The following is a 24,821-nucleotide window of genomic DNA, read 5'->3' as shown; positions in this document are numbered from 1 at the left end:
TGTAAAAAATAAAATCAGTGGATTAATTTTTCTGGGTAAATAAACTCCGTGTCGTAAATAACCCGGCTTTCCCCATTAATTCGATAATCTCCATGGATGTATCCCCCTTGTGTCAGAACAGCAGGAACTTCCGGCCATTTATTTCTGCAGGCAGCGATCAGCGTTAACAGAATGGCTGGGAAAGGATCATCAAGTCGTACATAGCGATGATGTTCAGAACGCACGAACAAACCGTGATGGAAATAACGCTTAAATAAAATCTCCGCCATTTGCCAGGCATATTCCGCCCATTGCGCCGATTGTTTGGCTTGCGCCAGCTCGGTAATCGCCAGCAGCAGGAAAGGCGAAGCGGATTGATGGATACCCTGTTTTTCCAGCCGGGACAGCATGGTGACGATCAGCGTGTACAGGTCGTTATCGTCGCTCAGGCGCCAGGCGCGTACCAGCGGCAGCAGGTAGTCGCCTTCCAGCGGGAAGGGCTTCAACACAGTACCGGCTTTGCCGTAGTAACCGTCGCGTTTGAAGCAGTAGCCGGTCATGTCCTGACCGTTGTTCCACATCGGACGCAGGCTGTTGCTGTCAACGTCGTAAGCGTACTGATAGTAGTTTTTCAGGCCGGCGATCACCCATGTCAGGATTTCGGCGTCGGGTTGATGGCGCAGAATATCGAGCATAGCCAGCGGGTTATCAATCAGCAGCGGGCGCATGTCGCGGAACAGCACGTTGGCTTCACGGGCAATGGCGCCAAACTCAGGCCCAAACTGCCGCTGGGCGCGGTCGCCGAACCAGGATTGGGTCTGGTTATCGTCTGCCGGCACCGGCTGGCGCTGTAAGGGCGAGCTAAACTGGTAAACCGGCATACCGGTTTCCGGGTTACGCGCCAGCACATATTGGCGGTAGAGGTGTTTACCCCAGGCTGCCGCGTGCGCGTCGCCAGTGTGGCGCGCATAGACGAAGGCGGCATAGATCAGGTCGGTGCCGGCATTGACGAAGGTCAGTCCTTTGGTCAGCGGCAATTCCGGCCATTTGGCTGGGGTGACCACATCATGTCGGGAATGCAGAAACACGTCCGGATCGCGTTGCTTGGCGTAATCACCGTGGCGGCCCAGATCCAGGCAACTCCAGTCTTCTACGTGAGCATTCCAGAATCCCTGAATGAAATGGCGGGTTTTTTCCGGATTCACCTGATGCAGAAATTCGTAATAGGGCAGATGGTGTTTTAATTCATGCACCATCGACTTGGATTCCGGACCTTCGCCGGCCAGCGTATCAAGATTAATAAAACGGTGGCCGCCCCAATAAAAAAGTCCGCTATTTTCATCGACAAAGCGATCCAGAAAATATTCGCTCTGAGAGAACGCCATCTGACGATATTTTTCTGTTTCTGTGACGGCACTCATGGAAATTAATAACCGCAACCAGTTTTGCTGGCTGGCGAAGTTAGAGATCGGTGCATCATGGCCGTCGGGAAACTGCCAGACAACTGGAGACTGTGTTTTTATCTCAAATCCGTCAGCTAATAACGGCGTTGGGTTGACAGCGCTGTGGCCGTATTGCTGAATCTTTTCAATGTGGCTGTTAATCGCCGATAGCCATTGGTCGATTTGCCATTTTCTGCTGGTGTTCAAATCAGTAAAAATACTCATGGAGTACCTTCTTTCAGAACTGTGCGAAACAGTTCCTTATAAATAGAAACATTGTTTTGATTGATTATATTGCCCAACTTCTATTTTCGTCATGCGCTCAATATCGAAAGTGTGATCAAAGTCGGAACGTTGTTTTGAAAATTTTTTATGGAAGATTTGGAAACGGGAGGGAAAGAGTGTTGGAGGATAACTTACTGATAGATAAAAGAAAGGCACAATTCAGTATTGTGCCTTTGATCACAAAAAAATTTTGCGGAAAAACTTAGCGAGCCAGCCAGCCGCCGTCAACGGCAATGGTGTAACCGTTCACATAGTCGGACGCGCTGGAAGCCAGGAACACGGCCGGACCCTGCAGGTCCTGCGGCAGACCCCAGCGACCCGCCGGGATACGGTCCAGGATTTCTTTGCTGCGGTCCTGGTCGGCGCGCAGTTGCTGGGTGTTGTTGGTCGCCATGTAACCGGGGGCAATCGCGTTGACGTTGATGTTATGTTTTGCCCATTCGTTGGCCAGCAGACGGGTGATCCCCATAACCGCGCTCTTGGAAGCGGTGTAAGACGGTACGCGGATACCGCCCTGGAAGGACAGCATGGATGCGATATTGATGATTTTACCGCCATGACCCTGTTTGATGAACTGACGGGCAACCGTCTGCGACATGAAGAATACGCTCTTGATGTTCAGATTCATCACATCGTCCCAGTTCTTTTCGCTGAACTCGATGGCGTCTTCACGACGGATGATGCCGGCGTTGTTGACCAGAATGTCCACTTTACCGAACTCGGCAACGGCTTTTTCCACCAGCGCGGCATGACCGGAGATATCGCTCATGTCAGCGGTCAGGCTGAGGAAACGACGGCCTGTGGCAGTGACTTTTTCGATGGTTTCTTTCGGCTCAACGATGTTGACGCCGACGATGTCACAGCCCGCTTCAGCCAGACCGACAGCCATACCCTGACCCAGGCCGGTATCGCAACCGGTAATCAGCGCCACTTTGCCCTGTAAATTGAATGTATTTAGAATCATAGCCTTGATCTCTCTGTAAACGACATGTTTTGTCGTGAGCTTGTTACTGTAGGGAAATACCGGTTTATACCCGTCATATTTCAGGTTGCCGGCTTGCTGGCTGCTTTCACTCATCCCGGTCATTGACTGGGGATGCGCTCACTTGCCACTTTCCCGCAACGCGAAATTATTGGGTAAGCCGTTAGCGTAGTTCGCTAACTTTGACGTGATCCATGTCTGAGAAAACCTGATTCTCGCCAACCATACCCCAGATAAAGGTGTAGCGTTTGGTGCCTACACCCGAATGAATCGACCAGCTCGGTGAAATCACCGCCTGTTCGTTGTGCACCAGAATGTGGCGGGTTTCCTGTGGTTGTCCCATCATGTGGAACACCGCCGTTTCTTCATCCATATCGAAATAAAAATAGACTTCCATGCGACGCTCATGGGTATGGCACGGCATGGTATTCCAGAGACTACCTTCCGCCAGTTTGGTTAACCCCATAGTGAGCTGGCAGGTGGGCAACACATCCGGAACGATATACTTGTTGATGGTCCGACGATTGCTGGTCGCATCATCACCGATGGTCTGCGGGGATGCTTCTGCAGCGGTAATTTTGCGTGTCGGATAGGAAGTGTGCGCCGGCGCACTGTTATAGTAGAAGCGGGCGGACTTGGCCGGGTCCACGCTGGTAAAACGGATATCCCGCGCGCCTTTGCCGATATAAATGGCTTCTTCATGGCCGATTTCATAGCACTCGCCGTCTACGCTGACTACGCCGGCGCCGCCGATATTAATCGCGCCCAGTTCACGGCGTTCAAGAAAGTAGCTGACGCCCAGCTGTTTTCCCACATCCTCGCCGATAGTGACCGCCTGATGAACGGGCATTACCCCGCCCACGATGATTCGATCGATGTGGCTGTAGGTCATGGTGCAGGCATCTGCATCAAAAATGTGTTCGATCAGAAACTCGCGCCGCAGGCCAGCGGTATCAAGCTGACGGGCGTGGTCGCTGTGGATGCTCTGACGGACTTGCATGGTTGCTCCTCGCTTTCAGATGGAAATCAGGCTGAGGGCCTGACAGGAAAGCGCCGGGCGGAACAGGTCACCTTGCGTGGCAGTGACAACGTCACCTGAACCTTTTTTGCCCGGTTCTTTCGTGTTATGGCGCGATGATAGTGTGGTTGAGATGTGAATTCAATAAAAATGAAATAATGTTTTATTTATTTCTTGAGAGGCGTCATGGTTTTGCTTATTTTATGTTTCATCTGATGCCGATGTTACTAGAATATCGGTATTTACCCTTTGTGTTACCTTGTTCACACAAGGGAGGCACGCTGAATGATCTTTAAGGAGAAACCATGAGAAGGTACTTTATTGACGATGAAACGCCGTGGGAAGAGCTGGGCGGTGGCATTAAACGTAAAATCATCACCTGGAGCGATGATCTAATGATGGTGTGCGTGCATTTCGCCAAGGGCGCCATCGGTACGCCGCACAAACACGATATCCACGATCAGATCGCCTATGTAGCGGCCGGCAGCTTCGAGGTGGTAATCGAAGGCGAAAAACGCATCCTGAAAACCGGCGATGCCTATATGGCGGTGAAGAACGAAATGCACGGCGTGGTATCGCTGGAAGAAGGCAGCGTGTTGATCGACACCTTCTCGCCGAAACGTGCCGACTTCCTCTGATCCTTTCTATTAATAAGGTGCCGGCGATGTTGCCGGCGCCTTGCCGAAATTCCTTCCTTTATAGTCTGCTTTTCATCAGTCTGACGGTGGGCGTAGCCTGCAACGTGCGGTAGGACTGTGCCATCGGGAAAGAAAACGTTGACTCTGCTAAAACCTGAAGTACCCTGCTAACGGGTTTTATGGGTCTACACTTTTCTTGCTCATCGTGGCACTGGGTGTGACGTCACGCACAAGGGGAACACATGACGTATCGACAGGCTGGCCTTTTTGCCGTGATCAAACGTATTGCGGGATGGGTCATCTTTCTCCCGGCTTTGCTCTCGACCATTATCTCGCTGGCCAATCTTATTCATGCCTTTACCGAGAAGAAGCAGGGGATTAATGGCGTGATGCAGGATTTTTTGCATCTGGTGGTGGAAGTGCTGCGCTTCAATACGCCGTTCCTGAACATTTTTTGGTACAACTCGCCGGTGCCTGATTTCGGCCGTCTGTCGGCATCAGCCACCATCATGTTCTGGCTGATCTATCTGTTGATGTTTGTCGGTCTGGCGCTGCAGGTGTCGGGTTCCCGGCTGTCCCGCCAGGTCAAACATATCCGTGAAGGGCTGGAAGATCAGCTGATTCTGGAGAAGGTCAAAGGCGATGAAGGCAAAACCCGTGATGAACTGGAATCCCGGGTGGAATTACCCCGCCATACTATTCTGCTGCAGTTTTTTCCGTTGTATATCCTGCCGGTCGTCGTTGCCGTGATCGGTTATCTCACGCTGAAAACCGTGGGTATCCTGGCCTGACGGCACTGCCGGGGCTATGTAGCCCCGGCATCGGTTTCGTCCTTCGTTATAGCAACTGACTTTCTATCGCCTGTTGGGCGGTAACCACATGTTTGCCGCCGAACAGATTGGCCCGGTTAAGCAGGTAGTAGATCTGATAAATCGGCTGACGCTCGACAAAATCCTTTTCCAGCGACCAGACGCTCTGATAGCCGTCATAAATTTGCGGCGGGAGTTCGGCGTGCAGCGGCAGCATCGCCAAGTCACATTCCCGATCGCCCCAGTAACAGGCCGGATCGAACAGGTAATAACCGTGGTCGGTATTGAGGCAATTGCTGGACCACAGATCGCCGTGCAGTAGTGACGGCTGAGGCTGATGGCCTGAGAGCCGTTTTTCCACCTGTGCTATCAGGGTGTCGATATCACCGAAATGAAGCCCTTTTTCTGCCGCCAGTTGCAGTTGCCAGCCGATACGCTGCTCTGCAAAAAAACTGGACCAGCGGCGCTGCCAGGTGTTGGGTTGCGGCGTAGTGGACAGATCGTTGTCGAAATCAAGGCCAAACTGGGGCTGATCGCTCCACTGGTGCAGTTGTGCCAATTGTTGCCCCAGACGCCAGGCATCGTGGGCAGAAGCGGGTTTGGGTGAGAGGTATTCCAGCAGCAGGAAACTGTAATCGCGGTTACTGCCTACGCCGTACACCGTTGGGACCTGCACCGTTTTACTGCGGGCCAGCAGTTCCAACTGCTCGGCTTCCGCGCGAAATTTGGTCAGCAGTTCACGAGCATCGCATTTGACGAAGACATCATGCTGACCATAACGCAGATGCCAGGCAGGATGCACTTCGCCGCCAGGTAATTCCCGTCGATCCAGAATATCACCGGGGCCGAGATGTTCTTCCAGCAGTTGATCAATCGTCTGCCACATAGGTCACCTCCCGTTGATGTTGCCGATTATCATTACATTAGCGATTTGTGCAGTGTAAAAACGGAATCTGGCGCACAGCTGACAGCGCTATCGGGGCTGCCGAAACGGGGGAAAGCGGGCGGTCGTTACAACAACCGTAATGTCTGGCGGCTTCCCTCAAAAAAGTGTGAGCCCGCCGGGTATGATGTGATTGGAAGATGGCGGCAGGGACACAATAACGCGCTCTGCCGGGGTTGTCACGGTGGATGTCAAAAAACGGAGGCGATATCTGTGCGAATGACCGACGTGATGGCTGATTTGACCCAGACCGGTATTTGGGATCTGGCACAACGATCCTGACGGTTGATTCAGATTAATTTTTTGTTAGGCATAAAATGTGATCGCGATAGATGAATCAACGGCGTGTATTCGGGGAGAAAGAATATAACTCAGTAACATAATTGAAGGGTTGAGAAATAAGCGGGAGGGGCGCGGCATAAAGCACGGCATAAACATTTTTTTAGCGGCTAAAAAACAGAAATAAAACCGGAATAGGGCAAAGGAAAGTCATCGGTAAATCATTTTTTTGCAAAAATAATGTTATCTCTGTTCTAAGTTGCGGAAGAGTATACTTGCTATGTTTCATTATTATTATATGACCAGATAGTCACTATCAGGATTCGATCGATTGCATCTGTTTGTCATAAAAGGATTTTCTTATCATTGATAGCTGAAAAAAGAATGCCTTAATCACATTTTTGATAAACAGTGGCTGGACAATCGATACATCCTGTAACCAGTGGGGTAATATCATTTTGTTATGGCATGACGCGACTGGCAATAAGTCAATCATGCCGACTTGCGTAATTGGAATACCATGCACATAATCAAACGATTGGATGTGCCGCAGAGAATGCTTTAGCGTGTCAATATCCCGGGATATTGTAGAGTGGATATTAATGATACATTAAAGACTCTAATTTGTGCGACGCATCCATCGGTGGCAAAAAATGGCTTGCCAACGATTACAGAGTATGTAATAACGCATCTGGGTAAAACGAGGTACAGTTCTGTATATGAATGGCATTTTCAGTAAAGAAGTCTTGAGTACAAACGTTAGCGTTGAATACCACTTCTCTGCCGATCCTTATTTTAGTGCCTCAAGCAGTAACGACTCTGGTTTTTCTGTATAACGCCTCTGTGCGGTTTAAACTATTAAAGGAAACTTTGAAATGGCAAAGATTAAAGGTCAGGTTAAGTGGTTCAACGAGTCTAAAGGCTTCGGTTTCATCACTCCGGCTGATGGCAGCAAAGACGTGTTCGTACACTTCTCTGCAATTCAGGGCAACGGTTTTAAAACCTTAGCCGAAGGCCAGAATGTTGAGTTTGAAATTCAGGATGGCCAGAAAGGTCCTTCTGCAGTGAACGTTACTGCGCTGTAATTTTCAGCTCATGCCATAAAACCCGCCTTGTGCGGGTTTTTTGCTTTTCTGGTGTTATCCGCGAAATCATCAAGAGTGTTATGCAAAAATCTTCAGTGCCTTATCAATGCCCTCTGTGTCATCAACCCCTGAATGTTGAAGCGGGTCGATGGTCCTGCGGACGTCATCATTTCGATCGTGCGCGGGAAGGGTACGTCAATTTACTGCCGGTGCAGTTTAAACGTTCCAGACAGCCGGGAGACAGCGCCGAAATGATGCAGGCCAGGCGGGCGTTTCTTGATAATGGACACTATCAGCCATTACGGGATCGGGTATCGGAGCAGTTGGCGGCCCGCCTGCAGATGCAACCGGGCGCGCTGCTGGATATTGGATGTGGGGAAGGGTATTACACGGCTGTGTTGGCAGATAAACTGACGCCGCAGGGGATGGCGGTTTATGGGCTGGATGTCTCCAAAGCGGCGATACAGCGCGCGGCGAAACGTTATGCCCAGGTGATGTTCTGCGTGGCGTCCAGTCAGCGGCTGCCTTTTCAGGACCATTCTCTGGCTGCGGTATTGAAAATCTACGCGCCCTGTAACGGTGACGAACTGGCACGAGTCATCCGGCCTGGCGGCGGGCTGATGACGGTTTCTCCGGGGCCAAATCATTTGCTGTCTCTGAAAGCGCGGGTGTATCAGGAAGTCAGGCCGCACCCCGACGTAGAAGAGGTATTTCCGGGGTTTGTATTGGAAACGGTCGAACGGTTGCAGTACCGCATGACCATGACGGGAGCCGATGCCGCCAGTCTGCTACAGATGACGCCGTTCGCCTGGCGAGCCACGCCGGACGTGAGCGAAGGGTTGAAGGCGGAAGCGCAGTTCGAGTGTGAAACCGATTTTTTGATTCGTTTTCATCGCCGCGAGGGGTGAACAAAAGGCGGGCAGCCGGGCTGCCCGCTGTGCGTATCAGGCGAGGTCGAGCAGATGTTCGTAAAGAATGTTACAGCCAATGCCGATCAGTACGATACCACCGAGGATTTCAGCGCGTTTGCCGAGGATCGGGCCGACATAACGGCCAATCATCATGCCGAGAGTCACCATAATCATAGTGGCGCAGCCGATAACCATCGCGGTGTGGAAGATATTTACCTGCAGGAAAGCCAAACCGACGCCAATCGCCATCGCATCCAAACTGGTGGCGACAGCCGTACAGATCAGAACGAATAGGCTGTGTTTGGAGATTTTTTCACAGTTGTGGCTGTCTTCGCCTTTCAGGCCTTCCATAATCATGCGGCCGCCTAAAATCAGCAGCAGACTGAAAGCCACCCAGTGGTCCCAGGCGATAATGAAACGGCTGGCATAAAAACCCAGCGCCCAGCCGATTAGCGGCGTCAACGCCTCAATCAGACCGAAGATCAAGCCGGTTCGAATTGCTTCACGAAAGCGGGGTTTGTGCAGTGCGGCACCTTTACCAATGGACGCAGCAAAAGCGTCCATTGACATGCCAAAAGCAAGAATGAGTGTAGCTGATAAGTTCATGTGTAATAGCCTCGGCTGGGCGGTTCTCCATATCCACGTAACCCACCCCCAACCAGACGACGGATCACGTGTCTATGGTCTCGCCTGCCAACCTGGCCGCCCGTACCACGTTCAGTGAAGAACGAGTATGTTGATACGAGCATTCCTGAATTTAAGGCTTCAGGAACCGGCTACTCCCCAATGACGGCGCAACGATATCATATTATTCCTACATTAAACAACAATAAATAATATATGGATTATCAATGCAATTGATAATTATTTTCATCTTTAATGAATTGGAAACAATTGGTGTTAATTACATCAGTAACCATGTGGTCAAAATAACAGCACGTTTTTTATGGAGAGATGAGTCATTATTTATCCGAAAAAGAAAAATATTTTAACCTACTGATTTTCAATCATAAAATGATATATTTTTTCCAGATCATCCAATTCATTAACCGCGATAAGTAGTCGACTTTTTTCAAGTTCTATCACCAAAATGCCGTCTTCCGATAAATTCATATGTTTAATGCGGTGATAAGCAATATAGGTATTGGCATAAAAGAAACCCTGATCTTTGAAGAGTAATTTCGGGTAACGAATTAGGGTCAGATATATCGCCATCAGTATCAGCGAGAAAAGCAGCAGCGTGGTGAAAGGCGAGCCGTGAGTCGTGACATTTTTATAGATGAGTATTGCCACCAGCAGGCTGAAGATCAGCGCATCCAGACGATGTGCGCGCCGCAGCCGCACCTTGAGTCGGGTCTGGCCTTGCCGCTGGTCCATGATGAATTCATCGTAAATTGCATACAGCAGGGCCAGGGCAATGGATACCATCAGAACGATGTCGGTGAAAGTCATGAGCAACTCCGGTGGTGGCGTGAATACAGGATGTGAGACAACGGGTTAGAGTGATGAAAACAGAATGCATCATGCGGGATGAGAAATGGCCGGGTTGCCCCGGCCGGTAGATTCAGAGCCCCAACAGGCCGATCCAGTAGCCTATGATGCCGATAACGAAAAAGCCGACGATCAGCCAGAGCGCATTAACCTTGCGCCGCAGTAGCCACATACAGCCAAACGTCAGCAGTAACGGCACCAGGCCGGGCATCAGTTGATCAAGGATCGATTGCACCGTGGTGACTGCCGTTTTCCCATCCTGCCCGGTTACGCGCGATACCACCAGCGGGATGTTGACGTGGGTCCACTTGTTGACCAGCGCGCCCATGACGAACAACCCCAGAATCGATGCCCCTTCGGTCATTTTCTGCAGGAGGCCGCCGCCCATGTCGCTTACGATATCCGCACCTTTGCGATAGCCGTAGGCGACGCCGTAATAACGCACCAGCAAACGCACCAGATTAAACAGCACGAAAAACAGGATCGGCCCGAGCAGGCTACCGCTCATGGCGATACCGGCGCCGAGCGCGGCGAAGACCGGGCGCGCGGTTCCCCAGAATATCGGGTCGCCAACGCCGGCCAGCGGCCCCATTAGTCCGACCTTCAGGCCGTTGATGGCCCCGTCGTCAATCGGCGCGCCGTTGGCACGCTGCTCTTCCATTGCCATGGTCACGCCCAAGACCGGCGCGGCGACGAAAGGCTGGGTATTGAAAAACTCCAGATGACGTTTGATCGCTTGTTTACGCTCTTCCGAATTTTCCGGGTAAAGGCGACGGATCACCGGTACCATGGAAAAGCAGAATCCCAGTGCCTGCATGCGTTCGAAATTCCACGACCCCTGGAACAGGTTGGAACGCAGAAATACGGCGCGAATATCGCCGGGAGTCAGTTTCTTTGTCGTATCCACCATTTCTTGCTCTCCTGTTAATCCAGTTCGTTATCAAGATCGTTGTTTGACGATGCGGCCGCCACACCCTGAGCCTTGTTGTATTTGGGGCTAAGCTGAATATACAGCACCGCCATGACGACACCGATGACGCCCAGCGCCACCAGATTGAAGTTGGTGAAGGCTGCGGTAACGAACCCCAGATAGAAGAAAGGCATCAGATAACCGGCCCGCATCATATTGATGACCATGGCATAACCGACGACCACAATCATGCCGCCGGCGATGTTCAGACCGGTGGTGACCACCTCGGGGATGGAAGAGAGCAGGCCGTGTACCGCTTCAGTCCCGACCGAGACGGCGACAATCACCGCCGGAATGGCGATACGCATCGCCTGCAACAACAGGGCGGAAACGTGAATCCAACTGATGGCGGAAAGATTGCCGCGCTCGGCTGCGCTGTCGGCGGCATGCTGGAAGGCGACGGTGATGGTGCGCACAATAATAGTCAGGACCTGGCCTGCGGCCGCCAGCGGAATCGCCAGCGCAATCCCGGCGCCGACGCTTTGCCCGCCGGCGATGACCAGAATGGTGGAAATAATGGAAGCCAGCGCCGCATCAGGCGCAACGGCAGCCCCGATGTTCATCCAGCCCAACGCGATCATTTCCAGCGTACCGCCGATAATGATCCCGGTTTTGATGTCGCCCAGCACCAGCCCGATCAGGGTACAAGCCACCAGCGGCCGGTGGAACTGGAATTCATCGAGAATGGAACCCATACCTGAAATACAGGCTACGATAAATATCAGCACGATTTGAAACGTGGTGATCTCCATGGTACTTCTCCTGTGAGAATAGTGGTCCGAAAAATAACGTCGTTACCCAATCCGTTGCTTCGGAAGTGCTAACGCGCCATCTTGGTGATCAAATCCATCATATTGATTTTGGTATCTGTCGACACTTTGCGGACTTCCAGTTCAATACCGCGCTCATGGAGCTTGTTGAACGCCTCGATATCCTTGTCGTCAATCGAGACGGCGTTATTGACCTGGGTTTTGCCCTGACGATAGGCCATGCCGCCGATGTTGACCGAGGTAATCTTGACGCCATCCTCCACCAGCCGCAGCACATCGGTTGGATTGGTGAACAGCAGCATGACGCGGTCAGCGGCGTATTTCGGGTTGTCGTAGACCCTGACCGCTTTGGCGACATCGACCACGTGGGCCGTGACGCCGGGCGGGGCCACCTGCGTCAGCAGGGTTTTTCGCACGTTGTCCGCCGCCACTTCATCGCTAACCACGATAATCCGGCTGACGTTGGTTTCCTTGGTCCAGCGGGTGGCGACCTGCCCGTGGATCAGACGGTCGTCGATACGCGCCAGTCCGATCTTCATGTGCCCGCCGGCTCCCGGCGCTGCTGCCGGTTTGGCGATGACGGGCGCGGGGCGGGGCGCTTTTTCCGGGTCGGGCGCCTTCAGCGCTTTGACGCCTGCGCGACCGGCCTCCACCGCGATCGCGACCAGTTCGCCAAATTCAGGGTTGTCATCGCGGGCCATAAACGTTTCGGCCAGCATTGGAATATTGACCCCGGCGATCACTTCATGATTTTTCTTGTCGTTCACCAGACGGCTGGCGGCGTTGAACGGGCTGCCTCCCCAGGTGTCCACCAAAAAAAGCACACCTTCCGAGGTGTCCAGTTCGGCCAGCTTCGCCTGATATTTTTCCATCAGGATCTCGGCGTTTTCGCCGGGAACAAAATCAATCCAGCCAACGTTACTCTGTTCACCAAGAATCATTTCAGCTGTATTTAGCAGCGGACCGGCAGTGGCGCCGTGAGTGCATAGCATGATGGCAATACTCACTTGCTCCCTCCTTTCATGAGTCACTGTTTTGTTGAGAGTGAAATCTGTCTGATAATCTGGATAAATTAGTCACGTTTATCCGTGAGCGATATTCAGTATGGCTGTAATACTGTTTCTTGCCCGATAGATGGCACAAAAAGCGTTTACGACACTCATCACGCCGGGTTATGAATCGATTCAGGCCAGTCTGATATCGGCAGGATTTATTTTAGGGGTCGAAGAAATAAATTATGTGATACCGGTCGATAATCGGCGGCGGAATATATTCAGGGAGAACGGTGATGCCAATGAATGCGACCCGCTTCGCGGAGTGGAGGAAAATCGTTGTGGAAAATCGCATTAACTCTGTTAAAGTTGTCTTCCCTTTAATTACAGAGGAGTAACGGGTAAACACCCTTCCTATGGACTGTCACCGACGATTCATTTCTTTTGCCCCGGCTCTGGCCGGTGGTGTTCTTCACCCAGTGGGCCATTCAGGCCGAATTCAGCCTTATACTGACACTTCCCTTTCGTTTTCGTCGCACAATGCTGCTGCATTGATGTCGTTCGCTCGTTCATTTTCCGGAGTCTGACATGGAATTTTTGCTGGATCCCTCAATCTGGGCAGGCTTACTGACGTTGGTGGTACTCGAAATTGTATTGGGTATCGACAACCTGGTGTTCATCGCCATTCTGGCGGATAAACTGCCGGCCAAACAGCGTGACAAGGCGCGTATCATCGGCCTGTCGCTGGCGCTGCTGATGCGGCTTGGTCTGCTATCGCTGATCTCCTGGATGGTGACGCTGACGCGACCGCTGTTTTCTGTCGGGGAGTTCAGTTTTTCCGGCCGTGACCTGATTTTGCTGGCCGGGGGGCTGTTTTTGCTGTTCAAAGCCACGATGGAGCTGCATGAACGGCTGGAAAACCGTCCGCACGACCCGAATGCCAACCGTACGCATGCCAGTTTCTGGGCGGTGGTGGTGCAGATTGTTATTCTGGACGCGGTGTTTTCCCTCGATGCGGTCATTACCGCCGTGGGGATGGTGAACCACCTGGGCGTGATGATGACCGCCGTGGTGATCGCCATGGCCGTGATGCTGCTGGCATCCAAACCGCTGACCCGCTTTGTCAACGCCCATCCGACGGTGGTGGTGCTCTGTCTCAGTTTCCTGCTGATGATCGGTTTGAGTCTGGTGGCGGAAGGGTTTGGTTTCCATATTCCGAAAGGCTACCTGTATGCCGCGATCGGTTTTTCGATCGTCATTGAGATGTTTAACCAGATTGCCCGGCACAACTTCATCAAACATCAGTCGCACCGGCCGATGCGCGAGCGCACCGCCGAAGCGATTCTGCGCCTGATGGGGGCGCGCAAAGCCAGCCATGACGATCAGGAAGAACAGCCGCAGCAGCAACCGGAAGAAACGTTCGCTGAAGAAGAGCGCTATATGATCAGCGGCGTGCTGACGCTGGCCTCCCGTTCCCTGCGCAGCGTGATGACGCCGCGTACCGATATCTCCTGGGTGGACTGCGAACGTTCGGTGGAAGACATTCGCCTGCAACTGCTGGACACGCCGCACAGCCTGTTCCCGGTATGCCGCGGCTCGCTGGATGAACTGGTCGGCGTAGTGCGCGCCAAAGACCTGCTGGTGGCGCTGGATGAACACACCGATGTGGAACAGTTCGCCGCCGCCAACCCGCCGATCGTGGTGCCGGAAACGCTGGATGTCATCAACCTGTTGCCGGTGCTGCGTCGCGCGAAAGGCAGCCTGGTGATGATCACCAACGAATTTGGCGTGGTGCAGGGGCTGGTGACGCCGCTGGATATCCTGGAAGCGATCGCCGGCGAATTCCCGGATGAAGATGAAACGCTGGATATCATCGCAGACGGCGACGGTTGGCTGGTGCGAGGCGGCACCGATCTGCATTCGTTGCAGCAGGTGCTCAACGTGCAGGATTTGGTCGATCCGAAAGAAGACTATACCTCGCTGGCCGGTCTGTTGCTGGCGCACAGCGATGAGTTCCCCAAAGTGGGAGACTGGCTGGAACTGAACCGGTTACGGTTCCTGATCGTGGAAGCGACGGACTATCGTATCGAACTGGTTCGTATTGTCCGTATTCCTGAGACGGCTACGGAAGACGAGGCGTAATGCCAGGCGCGGAGGCCTGTCCTGACCGGCGGCCTCCGCGGTTAAATGATATTGCATTGCGTGGTTAGTCGAACCATGCCGAAGCGAGCCTAAGGCTCGCTTTTTCTTTATCTTTTCGGCCTACCGCTGAAGGAGGGCTGAGGTGATTTCATCATCGTTTGTTCCTCGCTACGGCAAGCCTAATCCATCGGTTCACCATTTATTACAATTCATGGCCGCTCTTTTCAGCCATTAAGTATCTTTTGCGTTCAAGTGCCACTGCCGGCTGTCGATACCATTTAAGTACGAAACAATTTCGTCACATTACAGATCATACCGCAAGGTCATCTGTGTCTACTTCATCAGACCGTTATAATTTGAGAACAACCTATGAACGTATGGACTGTTAAAAAAAAGCTGGCAATGATGATCGCCGTTATCATAATATCCTTTATTGTATTGGCCGCATTTCTGCTTTCCCGCCAGACCGCCACCACCTCAGAATTACAACGTTTGTATGAAAAGGACTACCAGGCTGCGTCGATTATCGGCCAGATTGACGGCCTGCTCACGCGTGTGGATATCAACATCTTGCGTATGATTGCCATTGGCGACCCCACGTCGATTGCCGGCTGGAAAAGTCAGAATACCGAGAACTTCACGAAGGTGGAGGGGCTGTTGAGTAAACTGAAAGCCATTATTGACCCTACGATGGCGCAATCTTTTGACGGACTGGTGTCATCGTACACGCTAATGCGCAAAGGCATGGAGCATCAGGTACAGGCCGTTGAGTCTGGCGATATGAAAAACGCCAGCGAAATTAATAAAAATGAAGTCAAGGGGCCGGCAGACAAGACATTTGGCGAATTGTCCGCGTTAAAAAAATATCAGGATGAACTGGCAAACAAGAAAGTAGTTGAACAGCAAAGCAGCAATGTCACGACACGCATCATTTCGCTGTTTGCCGCAGGCATCGTTGCGCTGGGGTCAATGGTGCTGGGCGCGGTGATTCTACGCAGTCTGCTGCGGCAACTGGGCGGCGAGCCGGTGGTAGCGACACAGGTGGTTAACCTGATGGCGCAGGGCGATCTTTCCAGCCCGATCCCGGTAAAAGACCATGATCAGATAAGCCTGCTCGCCCAACTGAACGAGATGCAGTCGTCCCTGGCGGGGATTGTCACCAGCGTACGCAGCAATGCGGAAAGCCTGGCGACCGCAAGTATTCAGATATCCCAGGGTAATCAGGACCTGAGTCAGCGTACGGAAGAGCAGGCCAGCGCGCTGCAACAGACCTCCGCCACTATGGAACAGTTAGGGTCTACCGTCAGCAACAACGCTGAAAACGCGCGTCAGGCCAACCAACTGGCGCTAGGCGCATCAACGCTGGCGGCGGAAGGCGGGAGCATGGTCGAACGCGTGATCGAAACCATGAAAGGCATCAACGACAGTTCGAAAAAGATTTCGGACATCATCAATGTGATCGACAGCATCGCTTTCCAGACTAATATTCTGGCGCTGAATGCGGCGGTGGAAGCGGCGCGGGCGGGCGAGCAAGGGCGAGGCTTTGCGGTCGTTGCTTCCGAAGTGCGCAGTCTCGCACAGCGAAGCGCGAATGCCGCCAAAGAGATCAGCACGTTGATTACCAACAGCGTCGGACAGGTTGAACAGGGCAGTCAGCTGGTGGATGAAACCGGCGCGACCATGACGCAGATTGTGGCGGCGATCAATCAGGTTACCGATATTGTGTCAGAAATCAGCGCGTCCAGCCTGGAACAGAGTTCGGGAGTGAAACAGGTGGGACAGGCCATCACGCAGATCGATACCGTCACACAGCAGAACGCGGCACTGGTGGAAGAGAGCGCGGCGGCGGCAGAGAATCTGAAAGAACAGGCCCAGCAACTGGTACAGGCGGTAGCGGTGTTCCAGGTGGCCTCAACTGCGGCCCAACCCCGATTGTTTTTGGGGCGGTAATGGCGGTCGCCAGCGCTTTTTTAACGGGTAGCGTCACGCCGGCGGGGGAACTCGCCGGCGTTGTATTTGGTTAGTCGCACTGCACCTTGATGGCCAGACCGCCGCGGGAGGTTTCGCGGTATTTGGCGTTCATGTCTTTACCGGTTTCGTACATGGTTTCAATCACCTTGTCGAGCGATACGCGAGCTTCGGTGGTACGACGCACCGCCATGCGGGTGGCGTTGATGGCTTTGACCGCGGCGATGGCGTTACGCTCGATACAAGGCACCTGCACCTGACCGGCCACCGGATCGCAGGTCAGCCCCAGATTGTGTTCCATGCCGATTTCCGCGGCCACGCACACCTGTTCCGGACTGGCGCCCAGCAGCTCGGCCAGGCCGGCAGCCGCCATCGAACAGGCCACGCCCACTTCGCCCTGACAACCGACTTCCGCCCCGGAAATCGAGGCGTTCATTTTATACAGCGACCCGATCGCGCCAGCCGCCATGAAATAACGCAGATAAATGCCGGGACCGACCGGCTCGATAAAATGATCGTAGTAGGCCAGCACCGCCGGCACGATGCCGCAGGCGCCGTTAGTGGGCGCGGTGACCACGCGCCCGCCGGCGGCGTTTTCCTCATTGACCGCCAGTGCGAACATGTTGACCCAATCCACCACGTTCATCGGGTCGTTGGACAGCTTGTCCGAGGACACCAGCATGCGGCGCAGCGCGGCGGCGCGGCGCGGTACCCGTAGCGGGCCGGGCAGCACGCCCTCGGTGTTCATGCCGCGATCCATACAGGCGCGCATGGTCTGCCAGACGGCGGCGAAATAGTCTTCGATCTCCTGACGGCTATGCAGCGCCAGCTCGTTGCGCATCATCATGCCGGAGATAGACAGACCGCTCTGTTTGCACTGCTCCAGAATTTCCCGCGCGGAGCGGTAAGGATGCGGCACGGTGAAAGTGGATTCCTGAGACTGACCAAAGTGCGCTTCATCGACGATAAAACCGCCGCCGATCGAGTAATAGGTTTGGCGAAACAGCGGAAGGTCGGCGGCAAAGGCGGTCAGCGTCATGCCGTTTTCATGCAGCGGCAGGTTTTCGCCACGGAAAATCATACCGCCTTCACGAGGGAAAGCGACGTCATGCGTGCCTGCCAGCGATAACCGCTCAGTTTGCTCCACGTCCCGGATAAACGCCGGGATGGCGTCGATATCCACGGTATCCGGCTGATTGCCCGCCAGCCCCAGGATAATCGCAATATCGGTGTGGTGGCCTTTGCCGGTCAGGGCGAGGGAGCCGTAAACCTCCACCGTCACCCGATCGGTGCGAGACAACAAATCCCGTTGTTGCAGTTCATCGACAAATTGTTTACCGGCTTTCATCGGTCCGACTGTGTGAGAGCTGGAGGGGCCAATACCGATTTTGAACATGTCGAATACGCTTATCACGCTGAAACTCCTTTAGGGCACTGCTGTTACTATAGGGGAACGAGGGGGGCATCGCTCGCCATACCACCATTTATCTGGCGTTATGGCCGACGACACGACTCGCTCCAGAATAAAACTCGATAGATCGCGCTATTGTAGTGGAGAGTATGCTGCCATATTCGGCTTTTCACATGAAATAAAGTTATGTTATGCCGAAAAATAACTTATGGCAGATTCGACATTTGGCCGGGAGATTACGCCGGTTCCGGCGTCGCCACCTGCAATGCCAACTGGCGGATAATGGCGGTGGTCAGCCCCCAGACGAACTGCTGCCGATACCAGGAAAGGTAGACGCGGTGATGCTGCTGGCGGCGCTCGATATCCAGCGAATAGTAGCGCTGGAGGGCAAAGGCATCCCGCAGCGGCATTTCAAACAGTTCCGCCACTTCGTCGGCGTTGGGATGAAAAGGCGTGTTCTCCGGCAACAGACCGACCACCGGGGTGACCTGATAACCGCTGGTGCTGTCGAACGCCGGCAGCGTTCCCAGTATCTGGACCGATGCCGGGGGAATCGCCACTTCCTCCTGCGCTTCGCGCAGCGCGGTGGCGATCAGCGAATGATCGTCCGGGTCCGCCGCGCCGCCGGGAAAAGCTACCTGTCCGGCGTGTTTGCGCAAACGAAGCGAGCGGCGGGTCAGCAGCAGGCACGGATCGGGGCGACGGATGATCGGCACCAGCACCGCTGCCTGCCGGTGGTGCTGGGTGACCGGCAGATCGGGGGCGCTCTGCAACTGAAAGCGGGTAATAAACGCGTCCAGATCATAAGGATGGTATTCGTCAGTGCGGTCTGAGAGAGGCAACAGCGTGGCGTCGGTCATGTCGGTCAGCCCTGTTTAATCCGTGGTCGATACGGTTAATAACGGCAGAATGCGGCCAATCTTGTCGAATGTTTCCTGATATTCTGCCTGTTCTTCGCTGTCGGCCACAATTCCGCCGCCAGCCCAGCAGGAAAGCGTGCCATTGGCGGCGATCAGCGTACGAATGGTGATGTTGGTGTCCATCGTGCCGCAGACGCTGAGATAGCCGATGCTGCCGCAATAGGCGTTGCGGCGATGCGGTTCCAGCTCTTCGATGATCTCCATGGCCCGCACTTTGGGCGCGCCGGTAATGGAACCGCCGGGAAAGCAGGCGCGCAGCACATCCGTGGCGTGCTGCTGCGCGGGTAATCGCGCTTCGATAGTACTGACCAGATGGTGCACCGCCGGAAACGGCTCCACCACAAACAATTCCGGCACCCGCACGCTGCCCGGCACCGCTACCCGGCCGATATCGTTACGCAGTAGATCGACAATCATCAGGTTCTCGGCGCGATCTTTCTCGGAGGCAGCCAGTCGCTGCGCCTGACGGGCATCGGCATCCGCATCCGGCAGCCGCGGCAGCGTACCTTTGATCGGCCGGGTCTGAATGTGGTTATCGTGCAGCCACAGGAAACGCTCCGGCGAAATGCTGAGCACCGCGCTGTGCGGCAACCGCAGGAACGCGGAAAACGGCGCCCGGTTGCTGGCGGAAAGCGTCAGGAACGCCTGCCATTCGTCGCCCTGATAACCGGCTTGAAAACGCTGGGCCAGATTGACCTGATAGCAGTCTCCGGCACGCAGATAATCCTGAATACGGCGAAATTTTTCGCCGTACTGCTCCCGGCTCATGTTGGCTTGCCAGTCGCTGGTCAGGCGAAATGCGCCCGGTTCGGCAGGCGACAGAGCGTTGAGCCAGGCCAGTCTGGCGTCGATATCGCCGTGGGCGACCAGGGTCAGGCGTTGTTGATGATGGTCGGCAATCAACGCCCAGTCGTACATGCCCACCGCCATGTCGGGCAGGTCGATATCCCGGTCGGCGATGGCCGGCAACTGCTCCACCCGTCGCCCCAGATCGTAACCGAACAGACCGAGAGCGCCGCCCTGAAACGGATAATCCGGATGCGGCGGCACATCCAGCGCCAGCGCATCGAGCTGCTGTTGCAGCAGGTGAAACGGGTCTTCCGCGGAGGTCTGCCGGGCATCGCCGTGTTGGATCGTGGTCAGTTCGCCGACGGTCTGCAGGGTCAGGCGCGGCTCTGCCACCAGAATGTCAAAACGGTTATGAGGATGGTCGGCAAACCCGGAATGAAGCAACATCGCCCAGGGCTGGCGCGACAGGGAACTAAAAAGGCGCAACAGCGCATCCGGCTGATACGGGAGCGCGTGATAGACTATCGGTGTCGGCATAGCGGTATTGGTATAGTTTCTCGGCGTTGGTCATGCCGGCAGCCGTACGCTGAACCGGCAGCATGCATCACAGCGGTGCAAGCGTACCACAAACCGTGGCGGATCGCTGGCGTGGCCGGCATAAAAAGGTTTTCAGGAGAAGAATGATGTTTGCAGGTATCCCGGCGCTGACTCATGAGCAGCAGCAACAGGCGGTGGAAAGAATACAACAGCTGATGGCGGAAGGCATGAGCAGCGGCGAAGCCATCGCGCAGGTGGCGGAAGAACTGCGCCAGAATCATCAGGGGGCGCGGGTGGTGGCGCGTTTTGAGGACGACGAAGCTTCTTCGCAGGAGTAGCAGGAATAATGGCTTTCGGGCGGCGCGTGAACCGCCGCCCGCGCAGGATCAGCCGACTGCGGCGATCGCTTTGATTTCCACTTTGAATTTCGGGTTCATCAGTTTGGCTTCCACGGTGCAACGCACCGGCGCGCTGCCGGCCACTACCCAGGCGTCCCAGGCGGCGTTCATGGCGGCGAAATCAGCTTTATCGGCCAGAAAAATGGTCACGTCCAGCAGGCGGCTTTTATCGCTGCCGGCCTGTTGCAGGATGGCGTCCAGCGACGCCAGCGCGTTTTCGGTCTGGGCGAGGGCGTCGTCGTCCAGATTTTCCGGCACGCTGGTGTAGTACAGCGTGTTGTTGTGGATCACGGCGTCGGACCAGCGTGCGTCGGGATTGATGCGGGTAATCGACATGAAGTCAGGCTCCTCGTTTCAGTCTGCGCGCCTGCCGGGACAAGCGCTAAAACCGCAGAGACTAACACAGTTCTTCCCAACAGGTGATCCCTGAGCTGGACGGCAGACACGACCCGAAGTGGTGTCGTGCGCGCAGGCTTGGCATAATCAGCCACCTTTATCCAGCCGAATCAGGGCGACAGCAGTGTCAGACAAGAGAGGCAGCGTGGCAGCAGACAGCTCAATCGACGATTTTGCAACCGATGGCGTACTGGCGCAGGCGATTCGGGGTTTCCAGCCGCGCGAACCGCAGCGTCAGATGGCGGCCGCCGTGCTGGAGGCGATCGACGCCAAAAAACCACTGGTGGTGGAAGCGGGCACCGGTACCGGCAAGACCTACGCCTACCTGGCGCCCGCGCTGCGTTCCGGCAAAAAGGTGATTGTCTCCACCGGCTCGCGCGCGCTGCAGGATCAGCTGTACAGCCGCGATTTACCGACTGTCGCCAACGCGCTGAATTTTCAAGGTAAGCTGGCGCTGTTGAAAGGGCGCGCCAATTATCTGTGCATCGAACGACTGGAACAGCAATCGCTGGCGGGCGGCGATCTTGGCCGCGACGTGCTGCGCGAACTGGTGAGGCTGCGCGGCTGGAGTTCCGAAACCGAAGACGGCGACATCAGCCAGTGCGGCGATGTGGCTGAAGATAGCGCGGTATGGCCGCTGGTGACTAGTACCAACGATAACTGTCTCGGCAGCGACTGCCCGCACTACAAGGAATGCTTTGTGGTGAAGGCGCGCCGACGGGCGATGGATGCCGATGTGGTGGTGGTGAATCATCATCTTTATCTGGCGGATATGGTGGTCAAGGAGAGCGGATTTGCCGAACTGATCCCCGACAGCGACGTGGTGATATTTGATGAAGCCCACCAGATCCCGGACATCGCCAGCCAGTACTTCGGCCAGCAGCTCTCCAGTCGCCAGTTGCTGGACCTCGCCAAAGATATCGTGATTGCCTACCGCACCGAAGTGCGGGACGCCAGCCAGTTACAGAAAAGCGCCGATCGTCTGAGCCAGAGTACCCAGGATTTTCGTCTGGCGCTGGGCGACCCGGGATTTCGCGGCAATTTACGTGACATTGTCACGGATAATATGTTGCAGCGGTCGCTGACGTTGCTGGATGACGCGCTGGAACTGTGTTGCGATGTCGCCAAGCTGTCGCTGGGCCGCTCCGCGTTGCTGGACGCGGCGTTTGAACGCGCGACCATATACCGTGCCCGGCTGAAGCGGCTGCGGGACGTGCAGCAACCCGGCTACAGCTACTGGTACGAATGCACCTCGCGTCATTTCGTGCTGGCGCTGACGCCACTGTCAGTCGCGGACCGTTTCCGGGACGTAATGAAAGAAAAACCGGCCTGCTGGGTATTTACCTCAGCTACGCTGTCGGTAAACGATCAGCTTACGCATTTCATTGACCGGCTGGGGCTGGAGCAGGCCCGGACGTTGCTGCTGCCGAGCCCGTTTGATTACGCGAGTCAGGCGTTATTGTGCGTGCCGCGTTACCTGCCGGAAACCAACCGACCCGGCGCGGCCAGACAACTGGCGCGCATGTTGCGCCCGCTGATTGAGGCCAATCAGGGGCGTTGCTTCATGCTGTGTACCTCGCACCAGATGATGCGCGACCTGGCCGCCGAGTTTCGGGCGTCGCTGACGTTGCCGGTGCTGGTGCAGGGCGAAACCAGCAAGCCGCAGCTGCTGGCGCAGTTTCTGGCGGCAGGCAACGCGTTGCTGGTGGCGACCGGCAGTTTCTGGGAAGGCGTGGATGTGCGGGGCGATGCGCTGTCGTGCGTGATTATCGACAAGCTGCCTTTTACCTCCCCGGACGATCCGTTGCTCAAGGCGCGCATGGAGGATTGCCGGGTGCGCGGCGGCGACCCGTTCGACGAGGTGCAATTGCCCGATGCGGTGATTACGTTGAAGCAGGGCGTCGGCCGATTGATCCGCGACGTGGAAGACCGCGGCGTGCTGGTGATTTGCGACAACCGGCTGGTGACGAGGCCGTATGGCGAAGTGTTTCTCACCAGCCTGCCGCCGGCGCCAAGAACACGGGATTTGCGGCAAGCCATCGATTTTCTGACGCGCAAACCGTGACGGTCACCGGCGCTGGCTGCTATGATGCGCGCCGTTGAAATATTCTCTCCCTGCCTGAGGTTGGCATGTCTACGCGAATTTTAGCGCTTGATACCGCAACGGAAGCCTGTTCCGTTGCACTCTGGAATGACGGTGAAATCCATTCCCTGTTTGAAGTTTGCCCCCGCGAGCATACCCAGCGGGTATTGCCGATGGTCCGGCAATTGCTGGCCGATCACGGCATGACGCTCGGCCAGTTGGATGCGCTGGCATTCGGGCGCGGGCCGGGCAGCTTCACCGGCGTGCGTATCGGCATCGGCATCGCGCAAGGGCTGGCGCTGGGCGCGGATTTACCGATGCTCGGCGTGTCGACGCTGGCGACGCTGGCGCAAGGGGCGCACCGCCTGACCGGCGCCAGCCGGGTGCTGACCGCCATTGATGCTCGCATGGGCGAGGTCTATTGGGCAAGCTACCAGCGCGACGAACAGGGCGACTGGCGCGGCGAGGCGAGTGAAGCCGTGCTGGCGCCGGTTCAGGTGCAGTCACTGGCGGCATCGCTGAACGGCGACTGGGCCACCGCGGGAACCGGTTGGCAAACCTATCCGGATTTGATCGGCCATCCCGATATCGTCCTGAATCACACCGATATGCTGTTGCCGCAGGCGCAGGACATGCTGCCGCTGGCGTGGCGGTTGTGGACGTCGGATGGTGCGGTGAGCGTGGAACAGGCCGAACCCCGTTATCTGCGCAACGAAGTAGCGTGGAAAAAATTACCCGGCCGCGAATAACAGCAACTTATCGCATCGGCTACAGTCTAAGTCAGGTATCTGTCATAAATTGACGATGGCAAGCGGGATGTATGTGATGACTATCCAATCTTTCGGAAATAGAACGTCGATGCGGCTGCGCCGGACCGGGCTGTGCGGACTGCTGTTGCTAAGTCTGAGCGTGTTGTCTGGCTGCGTTACGTTACCGGATGAAATCCGTGGGACCTCGGCCACGCCGCAGATGGACCTGATTCGGGTGATGAATGCGCCGAATCTGTACGTTGGGCAGGAATCGCGCTTTGGCGGCCGGATTGCCGATATTCGCAACGAGGCCAATCGCACCCGGCTGGAGATTGTCAGCTTGCCGTTGGATGATGCCGGCCGGCCGCGACTGGGCGAGCCGTCTGGCGGTCGTCTGGTCGCCTACGTCAATGGGTTTCTGGAGCCGGTGGATTTCAAAAACCAGCTGATCACCGTGGTAGGGCCAATTAGCGGCACCGAGCAGGGTAAAATCGGTGAACGGCCATATCAGTACGTAGTGATTAACGTGCAGGGCTATAAACGCTGGCGCGTGGTACAGCAGGTGGTGTTGCCGCCGCGAGCCTACGATCCGTGGTGGGATCGCCGCTACCGTCATGTCTGGGGACCCGGTTGGGGCCCGGACTGGAACGACGGGTATGCGCCGGCTCAGGTGGAGTCTGTCGTCACGGAGTAACGATCGTCAGCAATCAGGCGATAGCCTGACAGTGAATAGAGGCGGCCTGGGTCGCCTCGTTTTTTTTCGGCACTGATAACAAGTTGAAATAAGTGATCATCTTCTCAACCTGAACATTGTGAATTTCACAGTTGTTAATA

24 protein-coding genes and 1 riboswitch are annotated in these 24,821 nt (G+C 55.2%); of the genes, 11 read left to right on the top strand and 13 right to left on the bottom strand.

Annotation, left to right across the window (positions count from 1 at the left end):
- Positions 1 to 14: 14 nt before the first annotated feature.
- From pelW to kduI, 3 genes are all read right to left on the bottom strand, one after another.
- On the bottom strand, positions 15 to 1,646 hold the full coding sequence (pelW, locus tag CVE23_RS11925) for a pectate disaccharide-lyase PelW (RefSeq protein WP_049853737.1): 1,632 nt from the start codon (positions 1,644 to 1,646) through the stop codon (positions 15 to 17).
- Positions 1,647 to 1,908: 262 nt separating this feature from the next.
- A complete protein-coding gene (kduD, locus tag CVE23_RS11920) occupies positions 1,909 to 2,670 on the bottom strand; it encodes a 2-dehydro-3-deoxy-D-gluconate 5-dehydrogenase KduD (RefSeq protein WP_038668473.1) in 762 nt (253 codons plus the stop codon).
- Between the two features lie 181 nt (positions 2,671 to 2,851).
- The gene (kduI, locus tag CVE23_RS11915; RefSeq protein WP_100849609.1) at positions 2,852 to 3,688 is read right to left on the bottom strand and encodes a 5-dehydro-4-deoxy-D-glucuronate isomerase; all 837 of its coding nucleotides are present in this window, start codon (positions 3,686 to 3,688) and stop codon (positions 2,852 to 2,854) included.
- A gap of 323 nt (positions 3,689 to 4,011) precedes the next feature.
- Here kduI and CVE23_RS11910 point away from each other — a divergent pair, with 323 nt between their 5' ends.
- Both CVE23_RS11910 and CVE23_RS11905 read left to right on the top strand, forming a co-directional pair.
- A complete protein-coding gene (locus tag CVE23_RS11910; protein WP_022633697.1) occupies positions 4,012 to 4,344 on the top strand; it encodes a cupin domain-containing protein in 333 nt (110 codons plus the stop codon).
- 242 nt (positions 4,345 to 4,586) lie between these two features.
- Complete coding sequence (locus CVE23_RS11905; RefSeq protein ID WP_049853739.1) at positions 4,587 to 5,135, top strand: YniB family protein; 549 nt, start codon at positions 4,587 to 4,589, stop codon at positions 5,133 to 5,135.
- Positions 5,136 to 5,181: 46 nt separating this feature from the next.
- Here CVE23_RS11905 and CVE23_RS11900 read toward each other — a convergent pair whose 3' ends face one another.
- Positions 5,182 to 6,039, bottom strand: coding sequence for a fructosamine kinase family protein (locus CVE23_RS11900; protein WP_049853740.1), 858 nt, complete (start codon positions 6,037 to 6,039; stop codon positions 5,182 to 5,184).
- A 1,055-nt stretch (positions 6,040 to 7,094) separates the two neighbouring features.
- Between CVE23_RS11900 and CVE23_RS11895 the strand changes: the two genes are divergently transcribed.
- From CVE23_RS11895 to rlmA, 3 genes are all read left to right on the top strand, one after another.
- The gene (locus CVE23_RS11895; RefSeq protein WP_071526204.1) at positions 7,095 to 7,211 is read left to right on the top strand and encodes a DUF2627 domain-containing protein; all 117 of its coding nucleotides are present in this window, start codon (positions 7,095 to 7,097) and stop codon (positions 7,209 to 7,211) included.
- A 39-nt stretch (positions 7,212 to 7,250) separates the two neighbouring features.
- Positions 7,251 to 7,460: a transcription antiterminator/RNA stability regulator CspE gene (gene cspE, locus CVE23_RS11890; protein WP_005968829.1), complete on the top strand. Its 210-nt coding sequence runs from the start codon at positions 7,251 to 7,253 to the stop codon at positions 7,458 to 7,460.
- Positions 7,461 to 7,540: 80 nt separating this feature from the next.
- The gene (gene rlmA, locus CVE23_RS11885; protein WP_225622581.1) at positions 7,541 to 8,368 is read left to right on the top strand and encodes a 23S rRNA (guanine(745)-N(1))-methyltransferase; all 828 of its coding nucleotides are present in this window, start codon (positions 7,541 to 7,543) and stop codon (positions 8,366 to 8,368) included.
- A 36-nt stretch (positions 8,369 to 8,404) separates the two neighbouring features.
- Here rlmA and mntP read toward each other — a convergent pair whose 3' ends face one another.
- From mntP to manX, 5 genes are all read right to left on the bottom strand, one after another.
- Entirely contained in the window at positions 8,405 to 8,977 is a 573-nt protein-coding gene (mntP, locus tag CVE23_RS11880; protein WP_038658363.1) for a manganese efflux pump MntP, read from the bottom strand.
- Positions 8,978 to 8,984: 7 nt separating this feature from the next.
- Positions 8,985 to 9,168: riboswitch (yybP-ykoY riboswitch) on the bottom strand.
- 196 nt (positions 9,169 to 9,364) lie between these two features.
- Positions 9,365 to 9,823 (bottom strand): DUF986 family protein, encoded by a 459-nt coding sequence (locus CVE23_RS11875; protein ID WP_100849608.1) that lies wholly within the window; start codon positions 9,821 to 9,823, stop codon positions 9,365 to 9,367.
- A gap of 112 nt (positions 9,824 to 9,935) precedes the next feature.
- The gene (locus tag CVE23_RS11870; protein ID WP_038919164.1) at positions 9,936 to 10,772 is read right to left on the bottom strand and encodes a PTS mannose transporter subunit IID; all 837 of its coding nucleotides are present in this window, start codon (positions 10,770 to 10,772) and stop codon (positions 9,936 to 9,938) included.
- Between the two features lie 14 nt (positions 10,773 to 10,786).
- On the bottom strand, positions 10,787 to 11,584 hold the full coding sequence (locus CVE23_RS11865; protein WP_038919163.1) for a PTS mannose/fructose/sorbose transporter subunit IIC: 798 nt from the start codon (positions 11,582 to 11,584) through the stop codon (positions 10,787 to 10,789).
- 68 nt (positions 11,585 to 11,652) lie between these two features.
- Positions 11,653 to 12,609, bottom strand: coding sequence for a PTS mannose transporter subunit IIAB (manX, locus tag CVE23_RS11860; protein WP_038919162.1), 957 nt, complete (start codon positions 12,607 to 12,609; stop codon positions 11,653 to 11,655).
- Between the two features lie 573 nt (positions 12,610 to 13,182).
- On the opposite strand from manX, the gene CVE23_RS11855 reads away from it, so the two are divergent.
- Both CVE23_RS11855 and CVE23_RS11850 read left to right on the top strand, forming a co-directional pair.
- A complete protein-coding gene (locus tag CVE23_RS11855; protein ID WP_038919161.1) occupies positions 13,183 to 14,736 on the top strand; it encodes a TerC family protein in 1,554 nt (517 codons plus the stop codon).
- Between the two features lie 369 nt (positions 14,737 to 15,105).
- Positions 15,106 to 16,686 carry a methyl-accepting chemotaxis protein gene (locus tag CVE23_RS11850; RefSeq protein WP_100849607.1) on the top strand — a complete coding sequence of 527 codons (1,581 nt, stop codon included), beginning with the start codon at positions 15,106 to 15,108 and terminating at the stop codon, positions 16,684 to 16,686.
- A gap of 70 nt (positions 16,687 to 16,756) precedes the next feature.
- Here the strand turns inward: CVE23_RS11850 and CVE23_RS11845 are convergent, their stop codons facing one another.
- The 3 genes from CVE23_RS11845 to pabB form a co-directional block, all read right to left on the bottom strand.
- Complete coding sequence (locus CVE23_RS11845) at positions 16,757 to 18,118, bottom strand: L-serine ammonia-lyase (RefSeq protein ID WP_038919159.1); 1,362 nt, start codon at positions 18,116 to 18,118, stop codon at positions 16,757 to 16,759.
- 233 nt (positions 18,119 to 18,351) lie between these two features.
- Positions 18,352 to 18,975 carry a CoA pyrophosphatase gene (locus CVE23_RS11840; protein WP_100849606.1) on the bottom strand — a complete coding sequence of 208 codons (624 nt, stop codon included), beginning with the start codon at positions 18,973 to 18,975 and terminating at the stop codon, positions 18,352 to 18,354.
- A 15-nt stretch (positions 18,976 to 18,990) separates the two neighbouring features.
- Positions 18,991 to 20,361, bottom strand: a complete 1,371-nt coding sequence (gene pabB, locus CVE23_RS11835) for an aminodeoxychorismate synthase component 1 (protein WP_100849605.1) — start codon at positions 20,359 to 20,361, stop codon at positions 18,991 to 18,993.
- Positions 20,362 to 20,507: 146 nt separating this feature from the next.
- Here pabB and CVE23_RS11830 point away from each other — a divergent pair, with 146 nt between their 5' ends.
- The gene (locus CVE23_RS11830; RefSeq protein WP_038658394.1) at positions 20,508 to 20,699 is read left to right on the top strand and encodes a YoaH family protein; all 192 of its coding nucleotides are present in this window, start codon (positions 20,508 to 20,510) and stop codon (positions 20,697 to 20,699) included.
- A gap of 48 nt (positions 20,700 to 20,747) precedes the next feature.
- Here the strand turns inward: CVE23_RS11830 and CVE23_RS11825 are convergent, their stop codons facing one another.
- Positions 20,748 to 21,095 carry a RidA family protein gene (locus CVE23_RS11825; RefSeq protein ID WP_038658397.1) on the bottom strand — a complete coding sequence of 116 codons (348 nt, stop codon included), beginning with the start codon at positions 21,093 to 21,095 and terminating at the stop codon, positions 20,748 to 20,750.
- Positions 21,096 to 21,300: 205 nt separating this feature from the next.
- Here CVE23_RS11825 and yoaA point away from each other — a divergent pair, with 205 nt between their 5' ends.
- From yoaA to CVE23_RS11810, 3 genes are all read left to right on the top strand, one after another.
- Complete coding sequence (gene yoaA, locus CVE23_RS11820) at positions 21,301 to 23,220, top strand: DNA repair helicase YoaA (RefSeq protein ID WP_100849604.1); 1,920 nt, start codon at positions 21,301 to 21,303, stop codon at positions 23,218 to 23,220.
- Positions 23,221 to 23,285: 65 nt separating this feature from the next.
- Positions 23,286 to 23,987, top strand: coding sequence for a tRNA (adenosine(37)-N6)-threonylcarbamoyltransferase complex dimerization subunit type 1 TsaB (gene tsaB, locus CVE23_RS11815; protein ID WP_038919155.1), 702 nt, complete (start codon positions 23,286 to 23,288; stop codon positions 23,985 to 23,987).
- A gap of 76 nt (positions 23,988 to 24,063) precedes the next feature.
- Positions 24,064 to 24,681 (top strand): Slp family lipoprotein, encoded by a 618-nt coding sequence (locus CVE23_RS11810; RefSeq protein ID WP_038919154.1) that lies wholly within the window; start codon positions 24,064 to 24,066, stop codon positions 24,679 to 24,681.
- Positions 24,682 to 24,821: the final 140 nt, after the last annotated feature.

This window comes from Dickeya fangzhongdai (assembly GCF_002812485.1).
Classification (GTDB): Bacteria; Pseudomonadota; Gammaproteobacteria; order Enterobacterales; family Enterobacteriaceae; genus Dickeya; species Dickeya fangzhongdai.
Note: the sequence above shows the minus strand (reverse complement) of the source record. Positions and strands in the feature narration are given on the sequence as shown.

What these genes read in the sequence shown, in the direction of transcription:
- pelW (WP_049853737.1), bottom strand. Translation starts at nt 1,646, where the DNA reads ATGAGTATTTTTACTGATTTGAACACCAGCAGAAAATGGCAAATCGAC.
- kduD (WP_038668473.1), bottom strand. Translation starts at nt 2,670, where the DNA reads ATGATTCTAAATACATTCAATTTACAGGGCAAAGTGGCGCTGATTACC.
- kduI (WP_100849609.1), bottom strand. Translation starts at nt 3,688, where the DNA reads ATGCAAGTCCGTCAGAGCATCCACAGCGACCACGCCCGTCAGCTTGAT.
- CVE23_RS11910 (WP_022633697.1), top strand. Translation starts at nt 4,012, where the DNA reads ATGAGAAGGTACTTTATTGACGATGAAACGCCGTGGGAAGAGCTGGGC.
- CVE23_RS11905 (WP_049853739.1), top strand. Translation starts at nt 4,587, where the DNA reads ATGACGTATCGACAGGCTGGCCTTTTTGCCGTGATCAAACGTATTGCG.
- CVE23_RS11900 (WP_049853740.1), bottom strand. Translation starts at nt 6,039, where the DNA reads ATGTGGCAGACGATTGATCAACTGCTGGAAGAACATCTCGGCCCCGGT.
- CVE23_RS11895 (WP_071526204.1), top strand. Translation starts at nt 7,095, where the DNA reads ATGAATGGCATTTTCAGTAAAGAAGTCTTGAGTACAAACGTTAGCGTT.
- cspE (WP_005968829.1), top strand. Translation starts at nt 7,251, where the DNA reads ATGGCAAAGATTAAAGGTCAGGTTAAGTGGTTCAACGAGTCTAAAGGC.
- rlmA (WP_225622581.1), top strand. Translation starts at nt 7,541, where the DNA reads ATGCAAAAATCTTCAGTGCCTTATCAATGCCCTCTGTGTCATCAACCC.
- mntP (WP_038658363.1), bottom strand. Translation starts at nt 8,977, where the DNA reads ATGAACTTATCAGCTACACTCATTCTTGCTTTTGGCATGTCAATGGAC.
- CVE23_RS11875 (WP_100849608.1), bottom strand. Translation starts at nt 9,823, where the DNA reads ATGACTTTCACCGACATCGTTCTGATGGTATCCATTGCCCTGGCCCTG.
- CVE23_RS11870 (WP_038919164.1), bottom strand. Translation starts at nt 10,772, where the DNA reads ATGGTGGATACGACAAAGAAACTGACTCCCGGCGATATTCGCGCCGTA.
- CVE23_RS11865 (WP_038919163.1), bottom strand. Translation starts at nt 11,584, where the DNA reads ATGGAGATCACCACGTTTCAAATCGTGCTGATATTTATCGTAGCCTGT.
- CVE23_RS11855 (WP_038919161.1), top strand. Translation starts at nt 13,183, where the DNA reads ATGGAATTTTTGCTGGATCCCTCAATCTGGGCAGGCTTACTGACGTTG.
- CVE23_RS11850 (WP_100849607.1), top strand. Translation starts at nt 15,106, where the DNA reads ATGAACGTATGGACTGTTAAAAAAAAGCTGGCAATGATGATCGCCGTT.
- CVE23_RS11840 (WP_100849606.1), bottom strand. Translation starts at nt 18,975, where the DNA reads ATGACCGACGCCACGCTGTTGCCTCTCTCAGACCGCACTGACGAATAC.
- pabB (WP_100849605.1), bottom strand. Translation starts at nt 20,361, where the DNA reads ATGCCGACACCGATAGTCTATCACGCGCTCCCGTATCAGCCGGATGCG.
- CVE23_RS11830 (WP_038658394.1), top strand. Translation starts at nt 20,508, where the DNA reads ATGTTTGCAGGTATCCCGGCGCTGACTCATGAGCAGCAGCAACAGGCG.
- CVE23_RS11825 (WP_038658397.1), bottom strand. Translation starts at nt 21,095, where the DNA reads ATGTCGATTACCCGCATCAATCCCGACGCACGCTGGTCCGACGCCGTG.
- tsaB (WP_038919155.1), top strand. Translation starts at nt 23,286, where the DNA reads ATGTCTACGCGAATTTTAGCGCTTGATACCGCAACGGAAGCCTGTTCC.
- CVE23_RS11810 (WP_038919154.1), top strand. Translation starts at nt 24,064, where the DNA reads ATGACTATCCAATCTTTCGGAAATAGAACGTCGATGCGGCTGCGCCGG.